Origin of the sequence: Halomonas sp. AOP7-B1-5, from assembly GCF_052353045.1 — a bacterium.
GTDB lineage: Bacteria > Pseudomonadota > Gammaproteobacteria > Pseudomonadales > Halomonadaceae > Vreelandella > Vreelandella colorata.
The window spans coordinates 72,942-88,710 of sequence record NZ_JBQTDC010000007.1 but is presented as its reverse complement, the minus strand read 5'-3'; the positions used below and the strand labels follow the sequence as shown (position 1 = coordinate 88,710).

Sequence of the window (15,769 nt, the reverse complement as noted above, 5' to 3'; positions counted from 1 at the left end):
GATGACTGCTTTGCCAGATGCCAATCAGCCCGTTACGCCTCAGCACACTACGCAGCTAAAGCTGGAGCCTCGTCCACTGGACGAGGCTGTCTACGCCCGTGCCCAGGCACAAGGCTTGAGCGAGCTTCAGGCGCGCCTTCTGGCCTCACGGCTGCCCGGCTATCAGGGCGAGCTTGCTCCGCTGGTAACGCCCAGCCTGCGCTATCTGGCTCACCCGGAAAAGCTTGCCGATGGGCGCCGTGCCGCCGAACGTATTGCTCAGGCTGTTGCGGAGGGTGAATCCATCGGGATTCTGACCGATTACGATGTGGATGGGATTACCTCTCACGTCGTCATTCGCCGCACGCTGGTTGAGCTGTTTGGTGTGCCCGAGCACAAACTGCACAGCCTGATTGGCCACCGTATTCACGATGGCTACGGCATCAGCTTGCCGTTGGTTGAGCGCACGCTGGCGCTCAAGCCATTCCCGACCCTGGTGATTACTGCCGACTGCGGAAGTAGCGACGAGCCACGTATCGCGCGACTCAAAGCGGCAGGCATTGACGTAGTGGTCAGTGATCACCACGCGCTGCCGTTGGAAGGCCCGCCCGCGTCGGCCTACGCCTGCGTGAATCCGACCCGCCCGGACTGCGCCTACCCGGATAAAACCATCGCCGGGTGCATGGTGGCGTGGCTGTTGATGTCGTTGGCGCGTGGCGTATTGGTGGAGTGGGGCGCACTGCCCAGCGCTACGCCCAAGCTTTCGCCCTGGCTCTCCTATGTGGCGCTGGGCACCGTGGCGGACTGTGTGTCGCTGGGTGGAAGCCCGGCTAACCGCGCCGTAGTGAGCTACGGGTTAACCCTGATCAACCACATGGACGCCGCCTGCTGGCGCGCCATGGCCGCACGTCTGGGCGCAGATAGCGTGCCGTTCAATGCCGAAACCCTGGCTTTTCAGATGGGCCCGCGGATCAATGCGCGCTCGCGGTTGGATGACCCTTACGCCGCACTGCATTTCATGCTGGCCGAAAGCGACGCCGTCGCTAACCGTCAGCTCGAAGTGCTGGACCAGGATAACCAGTCGCGTAAGGCGATTGAGGCGGATATGGCCGAAGAGGCGCGGGCGCTGGCCGCCAGTGCGTTGATCGCCGATGAGCCTGCCGTGGTGGTATTTCTGGAAGATGGTCACCCCGGCGTTCAAGGCATTGTGGCCTCCCGGCTGGTGCAGTCTTACGGGCGCCCTGCGCTGGTGCTGACACAGGCGGCGGCGCCCAATATGCTCACCGGCTCCGGGCGCTCAATCGATGGTTTGCACTTGCGCGATGCGCTGCAGCGTACCTTTGAACTGGCCCCAGAGGCGCTACCACGCTTTGGTGGGCACAGCGGTGCTGCCGGAGTGGGTGTCCCTCGCGAATACTTGGACGTGTTTAAACAAGCGTTTCTCAAGGCCGTGGCGGAACAGCTGGAGGGGCGTTCGCTCTATCCCAGGCTATGGACGGACGGCGAGCTTTCCACCGCGCAGCTTTCGCTGGCAACGCTTGAAGAAATTGACGCTCTGGGCCCCTATGGGCGTGAATTTGACGCACCGCTCTTTGAAGGGCGTTTTATCGTCGAGGCGCTTCGCCCGGTGGGTGCTGATGGCGCGCACTTGATGCTCGAACTCTCCATGGGCGCCATCACCTGCAAAGCGATCTGGTTTCGCGCCCTGACTCCAGGCGAGCTGCCCGCGTTCGCCATCGGCGATACGCTGCACTGCGCTTACAAGCTTAACCGTAACCGCTGGCGGGGCCGGGAGTCGTTGCAGTTGATGGTTGAACACGCCAGCACAGTTTAAAACTCGTACATCACCCCGGTTCATCACTCCGTCACACTTCATAAGGGCGTTTTAATGCGCATGGAAGATTTACCCAACGACCCGCACCGCCTATATGAGGATGTGATGGCGATGCTGCTGGGCACGTTTTTCGTGGCACTCGGCGTTACTTTTTATACCCAAGCGGTGCTGCTAACGGGCAGCACTGCGGGCTTGGCGCTGCTGCTTAATTACGTGACGCAGTGGGGGTTTGGGCTGTGGTTTTTTGCCATCAACCTGCCGTTTTACTACCTGGCGATCAAGCGTATGGGGTGGAGCTTTACGCTGCGCACGTTTATCGCCATTGGCCTGGTATCGCTATTTTCTGAATTAACCCAGGGCTGGGTGCAGTTTGAAAGCGTGCCTTCGCTCTACGCGGCACTCATGGGCGGGGCATTGATGGGCATTGGCATGCTGATGCTGTTTCGCCACCGTACAAGCCTTGGCGGCATTAACATTCTGGCGCTCTACCTGCAGGACCGCCACGGCCTGAGAGCGGGCTATGTGCAGCTAGGCATCGACGGGGTGATTTTGCTGGTGGCGCTTACCCAGCTACCGTTAGACCGCGTTGGCTACTCGGTGCTGGGGGCGCTGACACTGAACTTGATCATCGCCCTGAACCATAAGCCGGGGCGGTATATCGGCGTGAGTTGAATGGCCGCTTTAATTGGCAATCACCACTCTTCAAGCTGCCTATTGGGGCGCGTCGGGCAAGCGTTTTTCATCGTCTATCACGCAGACCTTAGTAGGCACCTGGTGCGACCATTTCCAGAAAACGATATTAACATCTCGGTTGGTTGCCCCCTTCGCTTGTGAGGGCACACGAATGCCAGTGAAGCCCATGTTGATCAACCGCTCAGCGATTTCCCAGGCAATAACGGGGTCGCGTCTTATCTTCTTATCTAACCAGGCTTCTTGTATCCAGGTCGCTGGGTGGGCGCGCACGCGCGCTTGAATAGCTGAGTCACACAGGTCGAGAATCGGGCCGCAATCTACCTCGTAGCTACAGAGCGTTAGCGGCTGCGTTTTGAAGGGGAAGCCTTGCTGTGCTTCAAGCCAAGCCGTTTCAAAACGTTCGCTGGTATAAAGCGCGGGCAGGCCAGCAGGGTTCCAGCGGCCTCCATTGCGAGCAGCGCCTTCTCCTGATGCTGGCGCATGCTGCCACCTTGGATTATGACCTCGGTAGACGATCCCTTGGTATTGAAAGCCGAATTCCCGCAGGCTCACGCATAACCCCCCTCGGCAATGTGCGAGAGATAAGTACGAACATCATTCGCCCGACCGTGGCTGACCAGTTCTTCTGCGGTGAGGTCGCCCAAGGGCGCAATGGGGTGGGTGCGGTACCAGGACCATGCAGCGCTTATCGACCCTGCCCAAGGCTCAATGCGTTTGAGGATTTCCATCGTTTGGCGTAAGCGTTGCTGAGTAGAAACGGCATGCAGGCGATCCTTGCGGATGATAGCGCTGTGGCTCAGCCCAATCGCATGTGCGAACTCACGCTTAGTGATATGCAGCTCATAAAGAAGCGCGTCGGCGATGATAAAGCCTTCACGATTGACGATGCTGCTTATTTCAAAACTCATCACTGTCACCCATAGAGACATATGTTTATGTCATTATGGGTGACGTCTTAAGATTTGTAAAAAAATCGTTTTGGATAAAAAAGGCGCTTACCGCTAGGTAGGCGCGTTGGCGCAAGCCGTTAACTTAGCCAGAACCACCAGACGACCAGGGCAATTAGCCCAAAGCCCGCTGCGTTAACTAGTAAGCTCATGAGGCCTCCTGTTGAGTGGGCTTCCAGAACCGCAGGCGGTTGGCGTTACTCACCACGGTGATAGAGGAGAGTGACATGGCGACCCCGGCGATAATCGGTGAAAGCAGCATGCCGGTCACCGGGTAGAGCAAGCCTGCCGCAATTGGGATGCACAGCACGTTATAGCCAAAGGCGCCGACCAGGTTCTGCTTGATGTTGGCAAGCGTGGCACGGCTGATTTCAATCGCTGAGGCCACGCCATGAAGTGACCCACGCATGAGGGTGATCCCCGCGCTTTCCATGGCAATATCCGTCCCCTGACCAATCGCAAAGCCAACGTTGGCACGCGCCAGCGCCGGGGCATCGTTAATGCCGTCGCCCACCATGCCTACGATTTCTCCCGCCTGCTGTAAACGCTCAATCTCGGCGTGCTTGTCCTCGGGTGTCAGGCCCGCTTTGAACGTCGTAATACCCACTTCGCGGGCAATCGCCGCGGCGCTATGCTGATTATCACCGGTCAGCATGACCACGTTCAGGCCATCCTGCTGCAGGCGTTTAACCGCCGCGACGGCATCGTGGCGTAACGGGTCGCTAATTCCGAATAGCGCCGCTAGCTGATTATCCACTGCCAGATACACCAGCGTACGCGCCTTGTTTTGCAGTGCGTGGACGTCTTGCTGAGCAGGCGAAAGATCGACGCCGCTACCTTCAAGCAGGCGCGCATTGCCCAGCAGCAGCGCTTTGCCATCGCGAGTTTCGGCTTTTACGCCACCGCCCGTAACGCTTTCAAACCCTTGAATCTCGGCAGGCGCGGCGCCCTGCGCTTCCGCGTAAGCGATAAGGGCTGTTGCCAGCGGATGCTCAGAACCGCGCTCCAGGGCATGAACCAGGCCCAGCGCAGTGGTTTTATCCATGCCAAACAGCTGCACCTCGGTGACGCTGGGTTTGCCTTCGGTGAGCGTGCCGGTTTTATCGACTACCAGCGTGGTCAATTTGCTGGCGGTCTGTAGCGCTTCGCCACTTCTTACCAGCACGCCCTGTTCGGCGGCCTTGCCCACGCCAATCATGGTGGAAATGGGGGTAGCCAAGCCCAGTGCGCAGGGGCAGGCAATAATCAGCACGGTGGTGGCCGCCACCAGCATATGAATCACGCGTGGCTCAGGGCCAACGTTAAACCACGCTAGTGCCGCCAGTACGGCAATAATGATGACGGACGGCACGAAGATGCTCGATACCTTATCCGCCAGCTCACCAATCGGCGGACGCGAATTCTGGGCGCTGGCGACCTGCTCGGTGATTTGCCCAAGCCGGGTATCGCGGCCCACACGGGTCGCGCGGTAAACCAGCCCGCCCTGGCCATTGACCGTGCCAGCGCTGACGTCATCGCCGGTTTGCTTACTGACCGCCAGCGGCTCGCCGGTCAGCATGGACTCATCAATATGGCTCTGGCCTTCGGTAACTTCGCCATCGACGGGTAAGCGCTCACCGGGGCGTACGCGGAGTTGGTCGCCTTCACGCACCTCATCCACGTCTACCTCTTGCTCCTGGCCGTCGCGAATGACGCGTGCCGTGCGGCTTTGCAAATCAAGCAGGCGCTTTAACGCATTGCTGGTACGCCCACGAGCGCGAAGCTCCATGGCGTTCCCCAGTAGGATAAGTCCAACCACCATCGCTGAGGCTTCAAAATAAATGCCCTGGGCTATTTCAGGCAGCCAGGGCGCAAACAGCACCACCGCCATGGAGTAGAGCCAAGCGGTACCCGTGCCCATCGCCACCAGCGTATCCATATTGGCCTGATGGCGTTTGAGATTCTTCCACGCGCTAACAAAAAAATGGCGGCCTGGAAACGCGAGCACGCCCAGGGTCAAGACGCCAATTACCAGCCAGTAAACCCTGCCCAGGCCCATGACGTGAGGATGATAGATAAACATGCTGAGCATCAGTGGAATGGCCAGTGCCAGCGCGATGGCGCTGCCTCGCAGCCGCTGGCGATATGTGGCGGCATCCTGCTCGGCGCGAACGCGTTCGGCTTCACGCATATCCACAATGGGCTCAGCCGTGTAGCCAGCTGAGGCGACCGCTTTGATAAGGGCTTGCGCATCGGCACTGCCCACCACTTGGGCAGTGTGGGTCGCGAAGTTGACGCTGGCGGCTTCCACACCTTGAGTATTTTCCAAGGCATTCTGAACGCTTTTAACGCAGCTGGCGCAGGTCATGCCGCTAATCGCCAGGCGTATGTTGGGGCGTTGCCCCGTCGTGGTCGATATATCAGCTGCTTCTGGCGGTGCTTCAGGCGCTGCCGGCGAGGCGGGTTCGCTGCTGGCCGGGTAGCCGGCTTTTTCCAGCGTATCGTTCAGGCGGGTGTCGTCCAGACAGGTGGTAACTTCAAGGCGTTTTTCAGCCGGGGTGCCCACCACCTCAGCCGCTGGATCTTCTGTCTGAATCGCCTCGCGCATACGCTTAACGCAGCCCTGGCAGCTCATGCCGGCAACGGTGCGAAGCGCCACATGGCGCGCATCGGGGGTAACGCTCATAACGCCTCCTGAGTGGCTGACTCTTCGGGGAAGCTTTCGATAAGGCGGCACAGGCTATGCCCATCCGGCGTGCCGTCCGGCATATGCTGCCAACTCACCAGCGCCTGCTCCATGCGCTGGGCCAGCGCTTCAAGTTCGGCAATGCGCGCGCGGATTTGCGGTAGGCGGCTAGCCAGCAGATCGCGCACCAGAGGGCAGGGCGAGTCGCCATGGTCGGCATGCAAAAGAATGTCGCGTATCTCCGCTACGCTAAACCCCAGCTTGCGTGCCCGCTGAATAAAGTGCAGCCGCTCAAGGTCAGTGCTTGAAAAAAGCTGATAGCCGTTATCCGGGTGGCGCTTTGGGGAAAGCAAACCTTCGCGGGTGTAATGACGTACCGTCTCTGCGGTAACACCGCCGTATTTAGCAAGCTCGCTAACTTTCATGGCGCACTCCTCTTGGCATTAATCCCGTGACCGATTAAGCGGTTGGAATAGCATAAGTGTAAAACCTGTGGGTTACACATAGGTCAAGCGGGGTACTTAAAATATTCCCTAAAAAGACTTAAAACGACTAAAACAACGATTTAAAACGCTCGTGCGACTAATGTATAAGCAGAAAACAAAATAAAACGCTCGTTTGCCCCTTGAACCCAAGGTCACTTTAGGCCAAAACTGAGAGGTAAGATCGAGGTATAAAAACGCTAGATACAAAAACCTAGTTACAAAAACAAGTGCAGACAAATAAGCGCAAGCGGATGCGGATGCACCCATCCGCAGGATCATTGGGACAAGAGGCTAACCATGAATAATAAATTTAATAAGCTCACGCTAGCAGCTGCGGTTTCAGCCGCTGCCTTTACAGCTGTATTCGCCAGTACAGCCAACGCCGGCGGCTACCAGGTTAACGAACAGAGCGTTAGTGGTCAGGGCTATGGTCATGCCGGGCGTAGCTCCAATGTGAACGACGCAACGATTGTGTACGGCAACCCGGCGGGTATGTCGTTTCTCGATCGCGCGCAGGTAACGGTAGGTGGCACCTATCTAAACGTTAATACCGATATTGATAATGTCCAGGCGAGCCGCACCCTGGATTCAGGCGTAGCTACTGGCGGTGCGCCGACGGGAACGCAGATACCTGTTGGCGGTATTCCCGGCAGCAGTGATGGCGATATGGTGCCAGGCACTCTGGTGCCGTTTGCCTTCTATGCCCAGCCGGTGACTGACCGATTAGCTTTCGGGTTTGGTGTATATGCCCCATTTGGCTCTAAAACCGAGTATGAAGGCAACTTTCAGGGCCGCTATTTTGGCGACTACACCGAAGTCACGGTCATGTCTGCTCAGCCGACCGTCTCTTACCGCTTAAACGATCAGTGGGCCGTGGGTGCTGGCGTTACTTATAACAAGGTCGACGGCGAGCTGCGCCGTCAGCTGCCTTCCAGTGCCGGATTCAATGCCGCCGGTGATATCGATTCACGCGTCGAGGGCGAAGACGAAGCCTGGGGTTACAATCTAGGCGTGATTTACCAGCCCGTGCCGGAGACCACCTTCGGTTTAACCTACCGCTCGAAAGTCGATTACACCCTGGAAGGTTCCTTTGTTGCCCGTGACCCGGCGGGTAATGTGGTACGCGCTGATGACAGTGCGAGCCTAGATCTCACCACGCCTGAAACGGTCAACTTCTCGCTGACTCAGCAAATGACCGACCGTTTGAAGTTGATGTTTGGCGCCTCCTGGGTGCGCTGGAGCCACTTTGACCAGATTCTAGTGCAGGGCGGCGCAGGCGATACGATTACCCAAGAGCCTCAGAACTACTCCAATGCCTGGGCGTTTGCGACCGGCGGTGAGTATCAGCTGACGCCAACGCTCGCGCTGCGGGCCGGGGTGACGCTGGATTACACACCTACCAACGATGAGGACCGCAGCGTGCGCATCCCCTCGGATGACCGGCGGATATTCTCCCTGGGGGCCGGTTGGAGCCCAACGCCTGATATGACGCTTGATTTCGCCTACTCCTACTTGACCGAGCGTAGTACCTCGCTTGAGCAAGAGCGTAGCGATCTGCTGGCAAGCCCTGCAACCGGTGGTGTGCCGGTGGGCGGCGCAACTTACTCGGCGGACTATAAAAACGAAGCCCATGGCTTTGGTGCCCAGCTAACCTATCGTTTTTAAAACATCGTTTCTAAAACAGCGTTTTTAAACCTGCGCTTTAAGCGTTAATAAGATGATCCCCTTAAACCCGGCAAAAGCCGGGTTTAATCATGGGCGGTATATGGTGATGGATGCGAGAAGCGCCAGGTTTCGTTACAATGCGTTCTCAGAATTTCGCCGCTGTGGTGCTGGCTTGGAACATCCAGCCAAGACGCCATCGCGGCGCATCTTTCTTTTGAACCGTGTCATATTGACCAAGGCCAGGGCGATCCATGTTGGAAACCAACCCGATACATAACCAGATCAAGGACCTGTCTGAGCGGACAGACGTTCTTAGGGGGTATCTTTGACTATGCCGAGCGTAAAGATCGGCTAGAAGAAGTCTCTCGCGAGCTTGAAGACCCGAATGTCTGGAACGACCCAGCCTATGCGCAAAAGCTGGGTAAAGAGCGCTCTTCACTCGAAGCGATCGTTGCCACTATCGACGAACTGGAACAGGGCCTTGGCGATAGCCGTGACCTTTTAGAACTCGCCGAAATGGAAGATGACGAAGGCACGGTTGAAGAAGTGCGCAAAGAGCTTGATGGCCTTCAGACAGCGCTTGAAAAGCTTGAGTTTCGGCGCATGTTTTCCGGCGAGATGGATGAAAACAACGCCTACCTGGACATTCAGTCGGGTTCCGGCGGTACGGAAGCTCAGGACTGGGCCAATATTTTGCTGCGTATGTACCTGCGCTGGGCAGAAAGCCACGGATTCAAGGCTGAAATAACCGAAATTTCCGCCGGTGAAGTGGCGGGTATCAAGTCGGCTTCTCTTCACGTTCAGGGCGACCACGCCTTTGGTTGGCTGCGCACTGAAACCGGCGTGCACCGACTGGTGCGCAAAAGCCCGTTCGACTCCGGCGGCCGCCGTCATACGTCTTTTGCGTCGGTTTTCCTGTCACCGGAAGTCGACGACAGCTTCGAGGTCGAGATCAATCCCTCGGACCTGCGCGTTGATACCTACCGCTCCAGCGGCGCAGGCGGTCAGCACGTTAACACCACCGATTCGGCGGTGCGGATCACCCATGAGCCTACCGGGATTGTAGTGGCGTGTCAGAACCAGCGCAGCCAGCATGCTAACCGTGACTTTGCTATGAAACAGTTAAAGGCGAAGCTCTGGGAGCATGAAATGCAAAAGCGTAATGCCGCCAAGCAAGAGGCAGAAGACTCCAAAGCCGATATCGGTTGGGGCAGCCAGATTCGCTCTTACGTGCTTGATGACCAGCGCATTAAAGATTTGCGCACCGGCGTACAGTCCAGCAACTGCGACAAGGTCCTCGACGGTGATTTAGATCAGTTTATCGTCGCCAGCCTCAAGCAAGGTTTGTAATCTTTTTAGCGTTCGAACATGAATAGGGTGCCCCATGGCTAACCAAGACGCGTCTTCTCCTGAAAACGAAAATCATCTTATTGCCGAGCGTCGCGCCAAGCTCACCGCGCGTCGTGAGCTGGCCGCAGAGCAAGGGAAGAGCGCTTTCCCAAATGACTTTCGCCGCGATAGCCTGACCGTCGAGCTGCAAGACCTGCTGGGCGATAAAGACAAAGCCGAACTGGAGACGCTGGACCACCAGGCGTCGGTGGCGGGGCGTGTTATGCGCCAGCGCGGCCCGTTTATTGTTATTCAGGATGTGGCGGGGCAGATCCAGCTTTACGTGGATAAAAAAGGCCTGCCGGCGGATGTGCTTGAAGACATCAAGGGCTGGGATATCGGTGATATCGTGGCGGCGCGTGGTCCGGTGCATAAATCCGGCAAGGGCGATCTGTACGTGATGATGGTCGATGCCCAGCTTCTGACCAAGAGCCTGCGTCCATTGCCGGATAAATTCCACGGCCTGACGGATCAAGAGGCGCGCTATCGTCAGCGCTATGTCGATCTGATCATGAACCCGCAGTCGCGCAAGGCATTTGAGACACGGGCGGCGGTGATCAGCTCCATGCGCCGTTTCTTTGAAACGCGTGGCTTTATGGAAGTGGAAACGCCTATGCTCCAGGCGATTCCTGGCGGTGCCACGGCGCGCCCCTTTGTTACCCACCACAACGCGCTGGGCATGGACATGTACCTGCGTATTGCGCCGGAGCTTTATCTCAAACGGCTAGTGGTGGGTGGTTTCGAGAAGGTGTTTGAAATCAACCGCAACTTCCGTAACGAAGGGCTTTCGACGCGGCATAACCCTGAATTCACCATGGTCGAATTCTACTGGGCGTATGCCGACTATAACGACCTGATGGACATGACCGAGGCGATGCTGCGTACCGCAGCCGAAGAAGTGCTGGGCACCACAACGCTTGAATATCAGGGCGCAAGCTACGACTTTGGCCAGCCGTTCAAGCGTTTGACGCTCAAGCAGTCGATTCTGGATCATGGCGACGGCATTAGCGATGCGGATCTGGATAGCCTGGAGGCGGCGCGTGCAACCGCCCAGAAACTGGGCATCAAGGTCAAGGACAGCTGGGGACTGGGTAAAGTCCAAACGGAAATTTTTGAAGAAGTAGCCGAGCACAAGCTCGACCAGCCAACCTTCATTACCGAATACCCGGCCGAAGTCAGCCCGTTGGCGCGACGTAACGATGCCAACCCATTTGTCACCGACCGCTTCGAGTTCTTTGTGGGCGGGCGTGAAATTGCCAACGGTTTCTCGGAGCTGAATGACGCCGAGGACCAGGCCGAGCGCTTCCGTGAGCAGGCTGCCGAGAAAGAGGCGGGCGACCTAGAGGCGATGTACTACGATGCAGACTACGTGCGTGCCCTGGAATATGGCATGCCGCCTACGGCGGGTGAGGGCATCGGTATCGACCGACTGGTAATGCTGTTTACCGACAGTGCCTCCATTCGTGATGTGCTGCTGTTTCCGGCGATGCGTCCCGAAGTAGACTAAAAGTTGGTAAGGGCGCGTTTTAGCGCCCATAATGGTCAACGTTTCGACGGCGAGGAGAATCCCATGAAACTGCTTAACCGCTCCGCTCTGAGCGTCAGGCCGACCCAGCCCTTTGTGGACTGGATCAATGCGCTGGAACCCACCATGGGAGACGACGACCTGACACTGGACGACGTCGAACGTGAAAGTACCGTTTATCTTATCCCTGAGATGGACACCCCGGAAGCGCTTGAAACCTTTGTACGTGACCGCTTTGCCGAAATTCTCGAGACCGAGCTGCGCGCTTGGGAAGAGGACGAACGTCAGTGGCCGGAAACGCTTAACTGGGCCCTATTTCAGGAATTTCTGCGCATTGAGCACAGCTATCTCGCCATCGACCTGGATGATGAGACAGCGCTTGAAATTTCTGATGTTGATGATGCGTTGCTGCTCGACAACGACCAGGATTAACGCACGGCGTTAGCTAATGTCGTAACCGCATTCAGGCGGCTGCGTTCATGCACGTTAAAACCGGCTTAGGCCGGTTTTAACGTGTTAGTCGTTTCGTTTTAGGAACATCCCACCCATGCGACTGTTTGAAACCCGTCCTGGAGACGATGGCCTGCCCGGGCCTGAACGTGCGTTAGCGGTGCTGGCACTAATTACCGGTACGCTGATGGCGGTGGTGGATACCACCATGATTAATCTTGCCCTGCCCACTATCGCCGCGGATCTAAACGCATCGGCGTCGCGTGCGGTATGGATCACCAATATGTTTCAGGTGGTGTGCGCGGCGTTTTTGCTGGTATTTGCCGGGATTAGCGAGCTGGTCACTCGCAGGCATATTTACCTGTTTGGATTGACCACCTTCATGCTGGGCGCGCTGGGTGCCGCGCTTTCCCGTAACCTGGAAGCGCTGCTGGTGTTTCGCGCTTTGCAGGGCCTGGGCGCTGCCGCCACGCTCTCGATTGGCCCTGCGCTTTATCGGGCTATCTTTCCCTCGCGTCTGCTGGGCAGCGCCTTGGGATTAAGCGCGCTGGTCGTGGCGGGTGGCTATGCCGCAGGGCCCACGCTTAGCGGGGTAATTCTATCGTTTGCCGATTGGCCGTGGCTGTTTGCGCTCAATCTACCCTTGGGGCTATGTTCGCTATGGTTGGCGAACCGGGCCCTGCCAAAGGACAAGCCTCGCCAAGGCAGCTTCGATTTTTTAGGTGCGCTGCTTTCCATGCTGATGCTGGCAAGCTTCTTTTTGGCCATGGATGCCGTGGGCCACGCGGCGCCTTTCTGGCAAGTGGGTGCCTGGGTGCTGTTGGCGGTAGCAAGCTTTGCAGGTTTTATTGCCCGTCAGCGCCGCGCGCCATATCCGCTGCTGCCGCTTAGCGTGTTTGCTGAAAAGCGCTTCACCCTTGCAGTATCCGCGTCAGGGCTTGCGTTTATTGGTCAGGGCCTGACGTTTGTGGCGCTGTCATTTTTCTATCAGGAGCAAATGGGCTTTACGCCTCTGGAAACCGCCTGGCTGTTTACCCCATGGCCCTTCGCCATTATGGTGGTGGGCCCACTAGCGGGCCGGCTTGCCGATCGCATTAACCCAAGCGTGCTTTCAAGCGCCGGGCTTGGACTGTTGATTGCTGGATTAATCGCGCTGGCGCTGGTGGATGAAACCATGGGCGTGGCGGAAAGCCTTTGGCGCACGGCGCTGTGCGGAATCGGTTTTGGCCTGTTTCAGCCGCCCAATAATCGCGAAATGATGGGCAGTCTGCCCCCTGAGCGTAGCGCCAACGTATCGGGCGTTATGAGTACTATCCGCACGGTGGGTCAGTCGCTGGGGGTTGCCATGGTGGGCGCCGCTTTGGCGCTTGGCTTGGCCGTTCAGGTAACCCTGTGGCTGGGAGCCGCTACGTCTTTTCTGGCGCTGCTGGCAAGCCTTTCAAGAATTTCTGTCGCCCGGCGTGCACTTGTTGAGCGGCGGACGTCGTCTGGCAGCCAGTAAGCGCGTACAATAAAAACGTTAAATACCGAGGAGAGCATGCATGACGGTGCAAGCACAGATCGAGCAGAAGTTAGCGGCGTTAGCGCCTGAAGCAGTGCGTGTGGAAAACGAAAGCCACATGCATAACGTGCCCGCCAACTCCGAAACCCACTTTAAGGTGACGCTGGTAAGCGATATTTTCGACGGCTTAATGCCGGTGAAGCGCCACCAGAAAATCTACGCGCTGCTGGCCGACGAACTGTCCGGACCGGTCCACGCCCTGGCGCTACATCTATATACACCGGTTGAATGGCAGACGCGGGGCGGTGAGCGTCCTGATTCACCTAACTGTCGTGGCGGCGGCCAGTGACACCAGAAGTTGCCCGCCGCTACTACCTCGACGCCATGGGCATTACCGCCTGGGCGTCGCGCTATCAGCTGCCGAATGCACTGCCGACCGAAGCCTGCGAGTGGGACGATACGCCACCGGAAAAAACACCTCCGCGTGATCGCCTACAAGCGGTGCTTGATGACGCACCGCCGCCGCGCAAAGAAGCTAAACCTGATGAGGTAAGCGCACCATCGCCTGAGGCTTCGCCTTTATCAGTGCGGGCCCTGCTTGGGCAGGTCCCGCCGGTCGCTGAGCCGCCCGTTAAAGAAGCAGTATCGCCTGCGCCCAAGCCGACACCCGCAACCTCTGCCAAGCCCCTGCGCTTTGCGCTTTCCTGCATGTGTATTGGCCAGCGCTGGCTGAGTTTGCACCCTGGCAATATCACGCCTAAAGAGCAGCAGCTGCTAAGCAATATCTTGCAGGCTGCCAGCATTCAGCAGGGCGAACTGCCTAGCATCATGCTGTTTGAATGGCCGCCCATGGCCAACGCTTTTGAAGTCGCAGAGCCGCTTGAAGAAGCCCGCGAGGGGCTTTCAGCGTTTATCGAGGGTAGCGCAAGCAGGAAGGGCTGGAAGCTTGAGCGTGTGCTGTGGTGGGGCGAACATGAGACGCAACAGGCCGACGAGATTTGGCAGGTGCTTAACGTTCAGCAAACACACAGCCAAACGCTGGCACTGCCGATATGGCAAGGGCCGTCGCTTGCCGGGTTGATTCAGAATCCGCAGGCCAAGCGGGAACGGTGGCCTGCTTTAAACGTGCTTGGCCAAGAGTGGCAGACGCTTGAGAAAGGCCCAAGCAGTCGTGACTGAGCGCACGATAAACGAGCTTCAGGAGAGCGAGCTTGCCCAGTTGATGGCACTTGAAGCGCAGGCCCAAAGCGGGGCCAGTGATGCTCAGCTTCATGAGGCCTTAACCGATGCGACAACCTGCGTATTAGGGTGTATTCAAGCCGGGGAGCTGGTGGGCTATGCCATCGTCGCGCGCTTACCCTTTGATGCTGAGCTGCAGGCGATTGGCGTACTGCCCGAGCATCGCCACCTTGGGGTGGGCGGTGGGCTGATGAACGCGGTGCTGCAGAAAGCGGCCGAATGGCAAAGTGAGCGTGTGCTGCTTGAGGTGCGTGCGGGTAATGTGGCCGCTATTAGCCTGTATAAGCGCTGGGGGTTTAGCGTGGATGGGCTGCGTAAAGGCTACTACCCGGCAGTGCAGGGAACCGCCGGGTGGGAAGACGCGGTACTGCTGTCACGTACGCTTAGCTAGTGGTGCTCGGCGTATCGCTGGTTTCAAACTTGCTCAACAGACTGTTCAGACGGCGTTCCCACTCTTCACGCTCTTGCTTGAGCTTGGCATTTTCATCGCGCAGCTCTTCGTTTTCCAGCTTCATCATTTCTAGCGCGTCTACCGTATCGGTGACTTTTTGCTCAAGCTGATTGAACAGTTCCAGACTCATGTAAATCTCCAGGTTATAAACACAGGTTATAAAAACAAACGACAGGCTTGCCAACAGGGGCGAATGTGGCGAGCGTAACGCTCGTGGCCATTATCGGCAAGCGCTGTTTAGGGAGTTTGTCGCAGGTAGAGCCGAGCGGTGCTTTCCCCCGCCTGAGTTTCGCGGTGTAACTGCCAATTCGCCGGGATAACCGGCGTGAGGGCGCGTTCGGTTTCCAGATATATCATGGCGTCTTGAGTAAGCCAGCCGCGGCTTTCCAGAGTGCTGCAGCAGTTGGCGGCAAGCCCCTGCTTAAAGGGCGGGTCAAGAAAAACCAGATCAAAAGGTTGTGAAGACTGGTTAAGGAAAGCCTCAGCGTCACGGGTAGTCACATGGCCACGCGTGGCGCCAAGAGTCGCCAGATTTTGGGTAATATAAGCCGCCACGCTGCTGTCACGTTCGATAAAATCAACATGGGCCGCGCCGCGCGAGAGCGCTTCAATACCCAATGCGCCGGTGCCCGCAAACAGGTCCAGCACGCGCTGGCCGTATAGCTGCTGGCCTAGCCAGTTAAACAGCGTTTCGCGCACCCTGTCCGGGGTAGGACGCAGGCCGGGGCGATCAAGCACGGGTAGCTGGCGACGGCGAAAATCACCACCGATAATACGTAGCTTACCGGGCTGTTTGGTGGGCGCACCACGGGAAGCGGTTGAGCGAGTACCTGAATGAGTACTTGAACGAGTGTTTGGGCGAGAGGAGCGTTGTCGTGTCATATAGTGGATTGTAGCGGGCTGCTTATCCAAAGTCTTGGTTGGCGGTGGTAGGATGGTCACAATG

At 57.6% G+C, this 15,769-nt stretch carries 16 protein-coding genes; 10 read left to right on the top strand and 6 right to left on the bottom strand.

The annotated features are described in order from the left end of the window. The first annotated feature begins 1 nt into the window (after position 1). The gene (locus ACT3XD_RS06020) at positions 2-1,813 is read left to right on the top strand and encodes a single-stranded-DNA-specific exonuclease RecJ (RefSeq protein ID WP_225736227.1); all 1,812 of its coding nucleotides are present in this window, start codon (positions 2-4) and stop codon (positions 1,811-1,813) included. Positions 1,814-1,867: 54 nt separating this feature from the next. Further along, positions 1,868-2,485: a YitT family protein gene (locus tag ACT3XD_RS06015; RefSeq protein ID WP_192538722.1), complete on the top strand. Its 618-nt coding sequence runs from the start codon at positions 1,868-1,870 to the stop codon at positions 2,483-2,485. 39 nt (positions 2,486-2,524) lie between these two features. On the opposite strand, the gene ACT3XD_RS06010 is transcribed toward ACT3XD_RS06015, so the two are convergent. The 4 genes from ACT3XD_RS06010 to ACT3XD_RS05995 all read right to left on the bottom strand — a co-directional run bounded on the left by ACT3XD_RS06010 (position 2,525) and on the right by ACT3XD_RS05995 (position 6,543). Continuing rightward, on the bottom strand, positions 2,525-3,058 hold the full coding sequence (locus ACT3XD_RS06010) for an RES family NAD+ phosphorylase (protein WP_318782769.1): 534 nt from the start codon (positions 3,056-3,058) through the stop codon (positions 2,525-2,527). Then, positions 3,055-3,414, bottom strand: a complete 360-nt coding sequence (locus ACT3XD_RS06005; protein ID WP_192538721.1) for an XRE family transcriptional regulator — start codon at positions 3,412-3,414, stop codon at positions 3,055-3,057. The genes ACT3XD_RS06010 and ACT3XD_RS06005 overlap by 4 nt, the downstream gene beginning before the upstream one ends. Positions 3,415-3,601: 187 nt before the next feature. Further along, entirely contained in the window at positions 3,602-6,118 is a 2,517-nt protein-coding gene (locus tag ACT3XD_RS06000; protein ID WP_192538720.1) for a heavy metal translocating P-type ATPase, read from the bottom strand. Beyond that, positions 6,115-6,543: a MerR family transcriptional regulator gene (locus ACT3XD_RS05995; RefSeq protein ID WP_192538719.1), complete on the bottom strand. Its 429-nt coding sequence runs from the start codon at positions 6,541-6,543 to the stop codon at positions 6,115-6,117. The genes ACT3XD_RS06000 and ACT3XD_RS05995 overlap by 4 nt, the downstream gene beginning before the upstream one ends. A gap of 357 nt (positions 6,544-6,900) precedes the next feature. On the opposite strand from ACT3XD_RS05995, the gene ACT3XD_RS05990 reads away from it, so the two are divergent. The 8 genes from ACT3XD_RS05990 (at position 6,901) to rimI (ending at position 14,763) form a co-directional block, all read left to right on the top strand. Then, positions 6,901-8,268, top strand: coding sequence for an OmpP1/FadL family transporter (locus ACT3XD_RS05990; protein WP_192538718.1), 1,368 nt, complete (start codon positions 6,901-6,903; stop codon positions 8,266-8,268). Positions 8,269-8,519: 251 nt separating this feature from the next. Beyond that, positions 8,520-9,618 (top strand): peptide chain release factor 2 gene (gene prfB / locus ACT3XD_RS05985; RefSeq protein ID WP_192538717.1). Its coding sequence is split into 2 segments (ribosomal slippage): positions 8,520-8,594 and positions 8,596-9,618, totalling 1,098 coding nucleotides; the frame shifts between segments, so codons are not numbered across the junction. Positions 9,619-9,652: 34 nt separating this feature from the next. Then, complete coding sequence (gene lysS, locus ACT3XD_RS05980; protein ID WP_192538716.1) at positions 9,653-11,164, top strand: lysine--tRNA ligase; 1,512 nt, start codon at positions 9,653-9,655, stop codon at positions 11,162-11,164. 63 nt (positions 11,165-11,227) lie between these two features. Further along, positions 11,228-11,614, top strand: coding sequence for a hypothetical protein (locus tag ACT3XD_RS05975; RefSeq protein ID WP_018918305.1), 387 nt, complete (start codon positions 11,228-11,230; stop codon positions 11,612-11,614). Positions 11,615-11,729: 115 nt separating this feature from the next. After that, on the top strand, positions 11,730-13,133 hold the full coding sequence (locus tag ACT3XD_RS05970) for an MFS transporter (protein WP_192538715.1): 1,404 nt from the start codon (positions 11,730-11,732) through the stop codon (positions 13,131-13,133). 40 nt (positions 13,134-13,173) lie between these two features. Continuing rightward, entirely contained in the window at positions 13,174-13,482 is a 309-nt protein-coding gene (locus ACT3XD_RS05965; RefSeq protein ID WP_192538714.1) for a BolA family protein, read from the top strand. Beyond that, complete coding sequence (locus ACT3XD_RS05960; RefSeq protein WP_192538713.1) at positions 13,479-14,312, top strand: hypothetical protein; 834 nt, start codon at positions 13,479-13,481, stop codon at positions 14,310-14,312. The genes ACT3XD_RS05965 and ACT3XD_RS05960 overlap by 4 nt, the downstream gene beginning before the upstream one ends. Then, complete coding sequence (gene rimI / locus ACT3XD_RS05955) at positions 14,305-14,763, top strand: ribosomal protein S18-alanine N-acetyltransferase (protein WP_318782768.1); 459 nt, start codon at positions 14,305-14,307, stop codon at positions 14,761-14,763. The genes ACT3XD_RS05960 and rimI overlap by 8 nt, the downstream gene beginning before the upstream one ends. Here the strand turns inward: rimI and ACT3XD_RS05950 are convergent. Together ACT3XD_RS05950 and rsmD are read right to left on the bottom strand one after the other, a co-directional pair. Beyond that, entirely contained in the window at positions 14,756-14,953 is a 198-nt protein-coding gene (locus ACT3XD_RS05950; protein ID WP_018918300.1) for a cell division protein ZapB, read from the bottom strand. The two genes, rimI and ACT3XD_RS05950, sit on opposite strands and share 8 nt — an antisense overlap. Before the next feature lie 107 nt (positions 14,954-15,060). Continuing rightward, positions 15,061-15,705, bottom strand: coding sequence for a 16S rRNA (guanine(966)-N(2))-methyltransferase RsmD (gene rsmD / locus ACT3XD_RS05945; protein ID WP_192538749.1), 645 nt, complete (start codon positions 15,703-15,705; stop codon positions 15,061-15,063). Between the last annotated feature and the right edge of the window lie 64 nt (positions 15,706-15,769).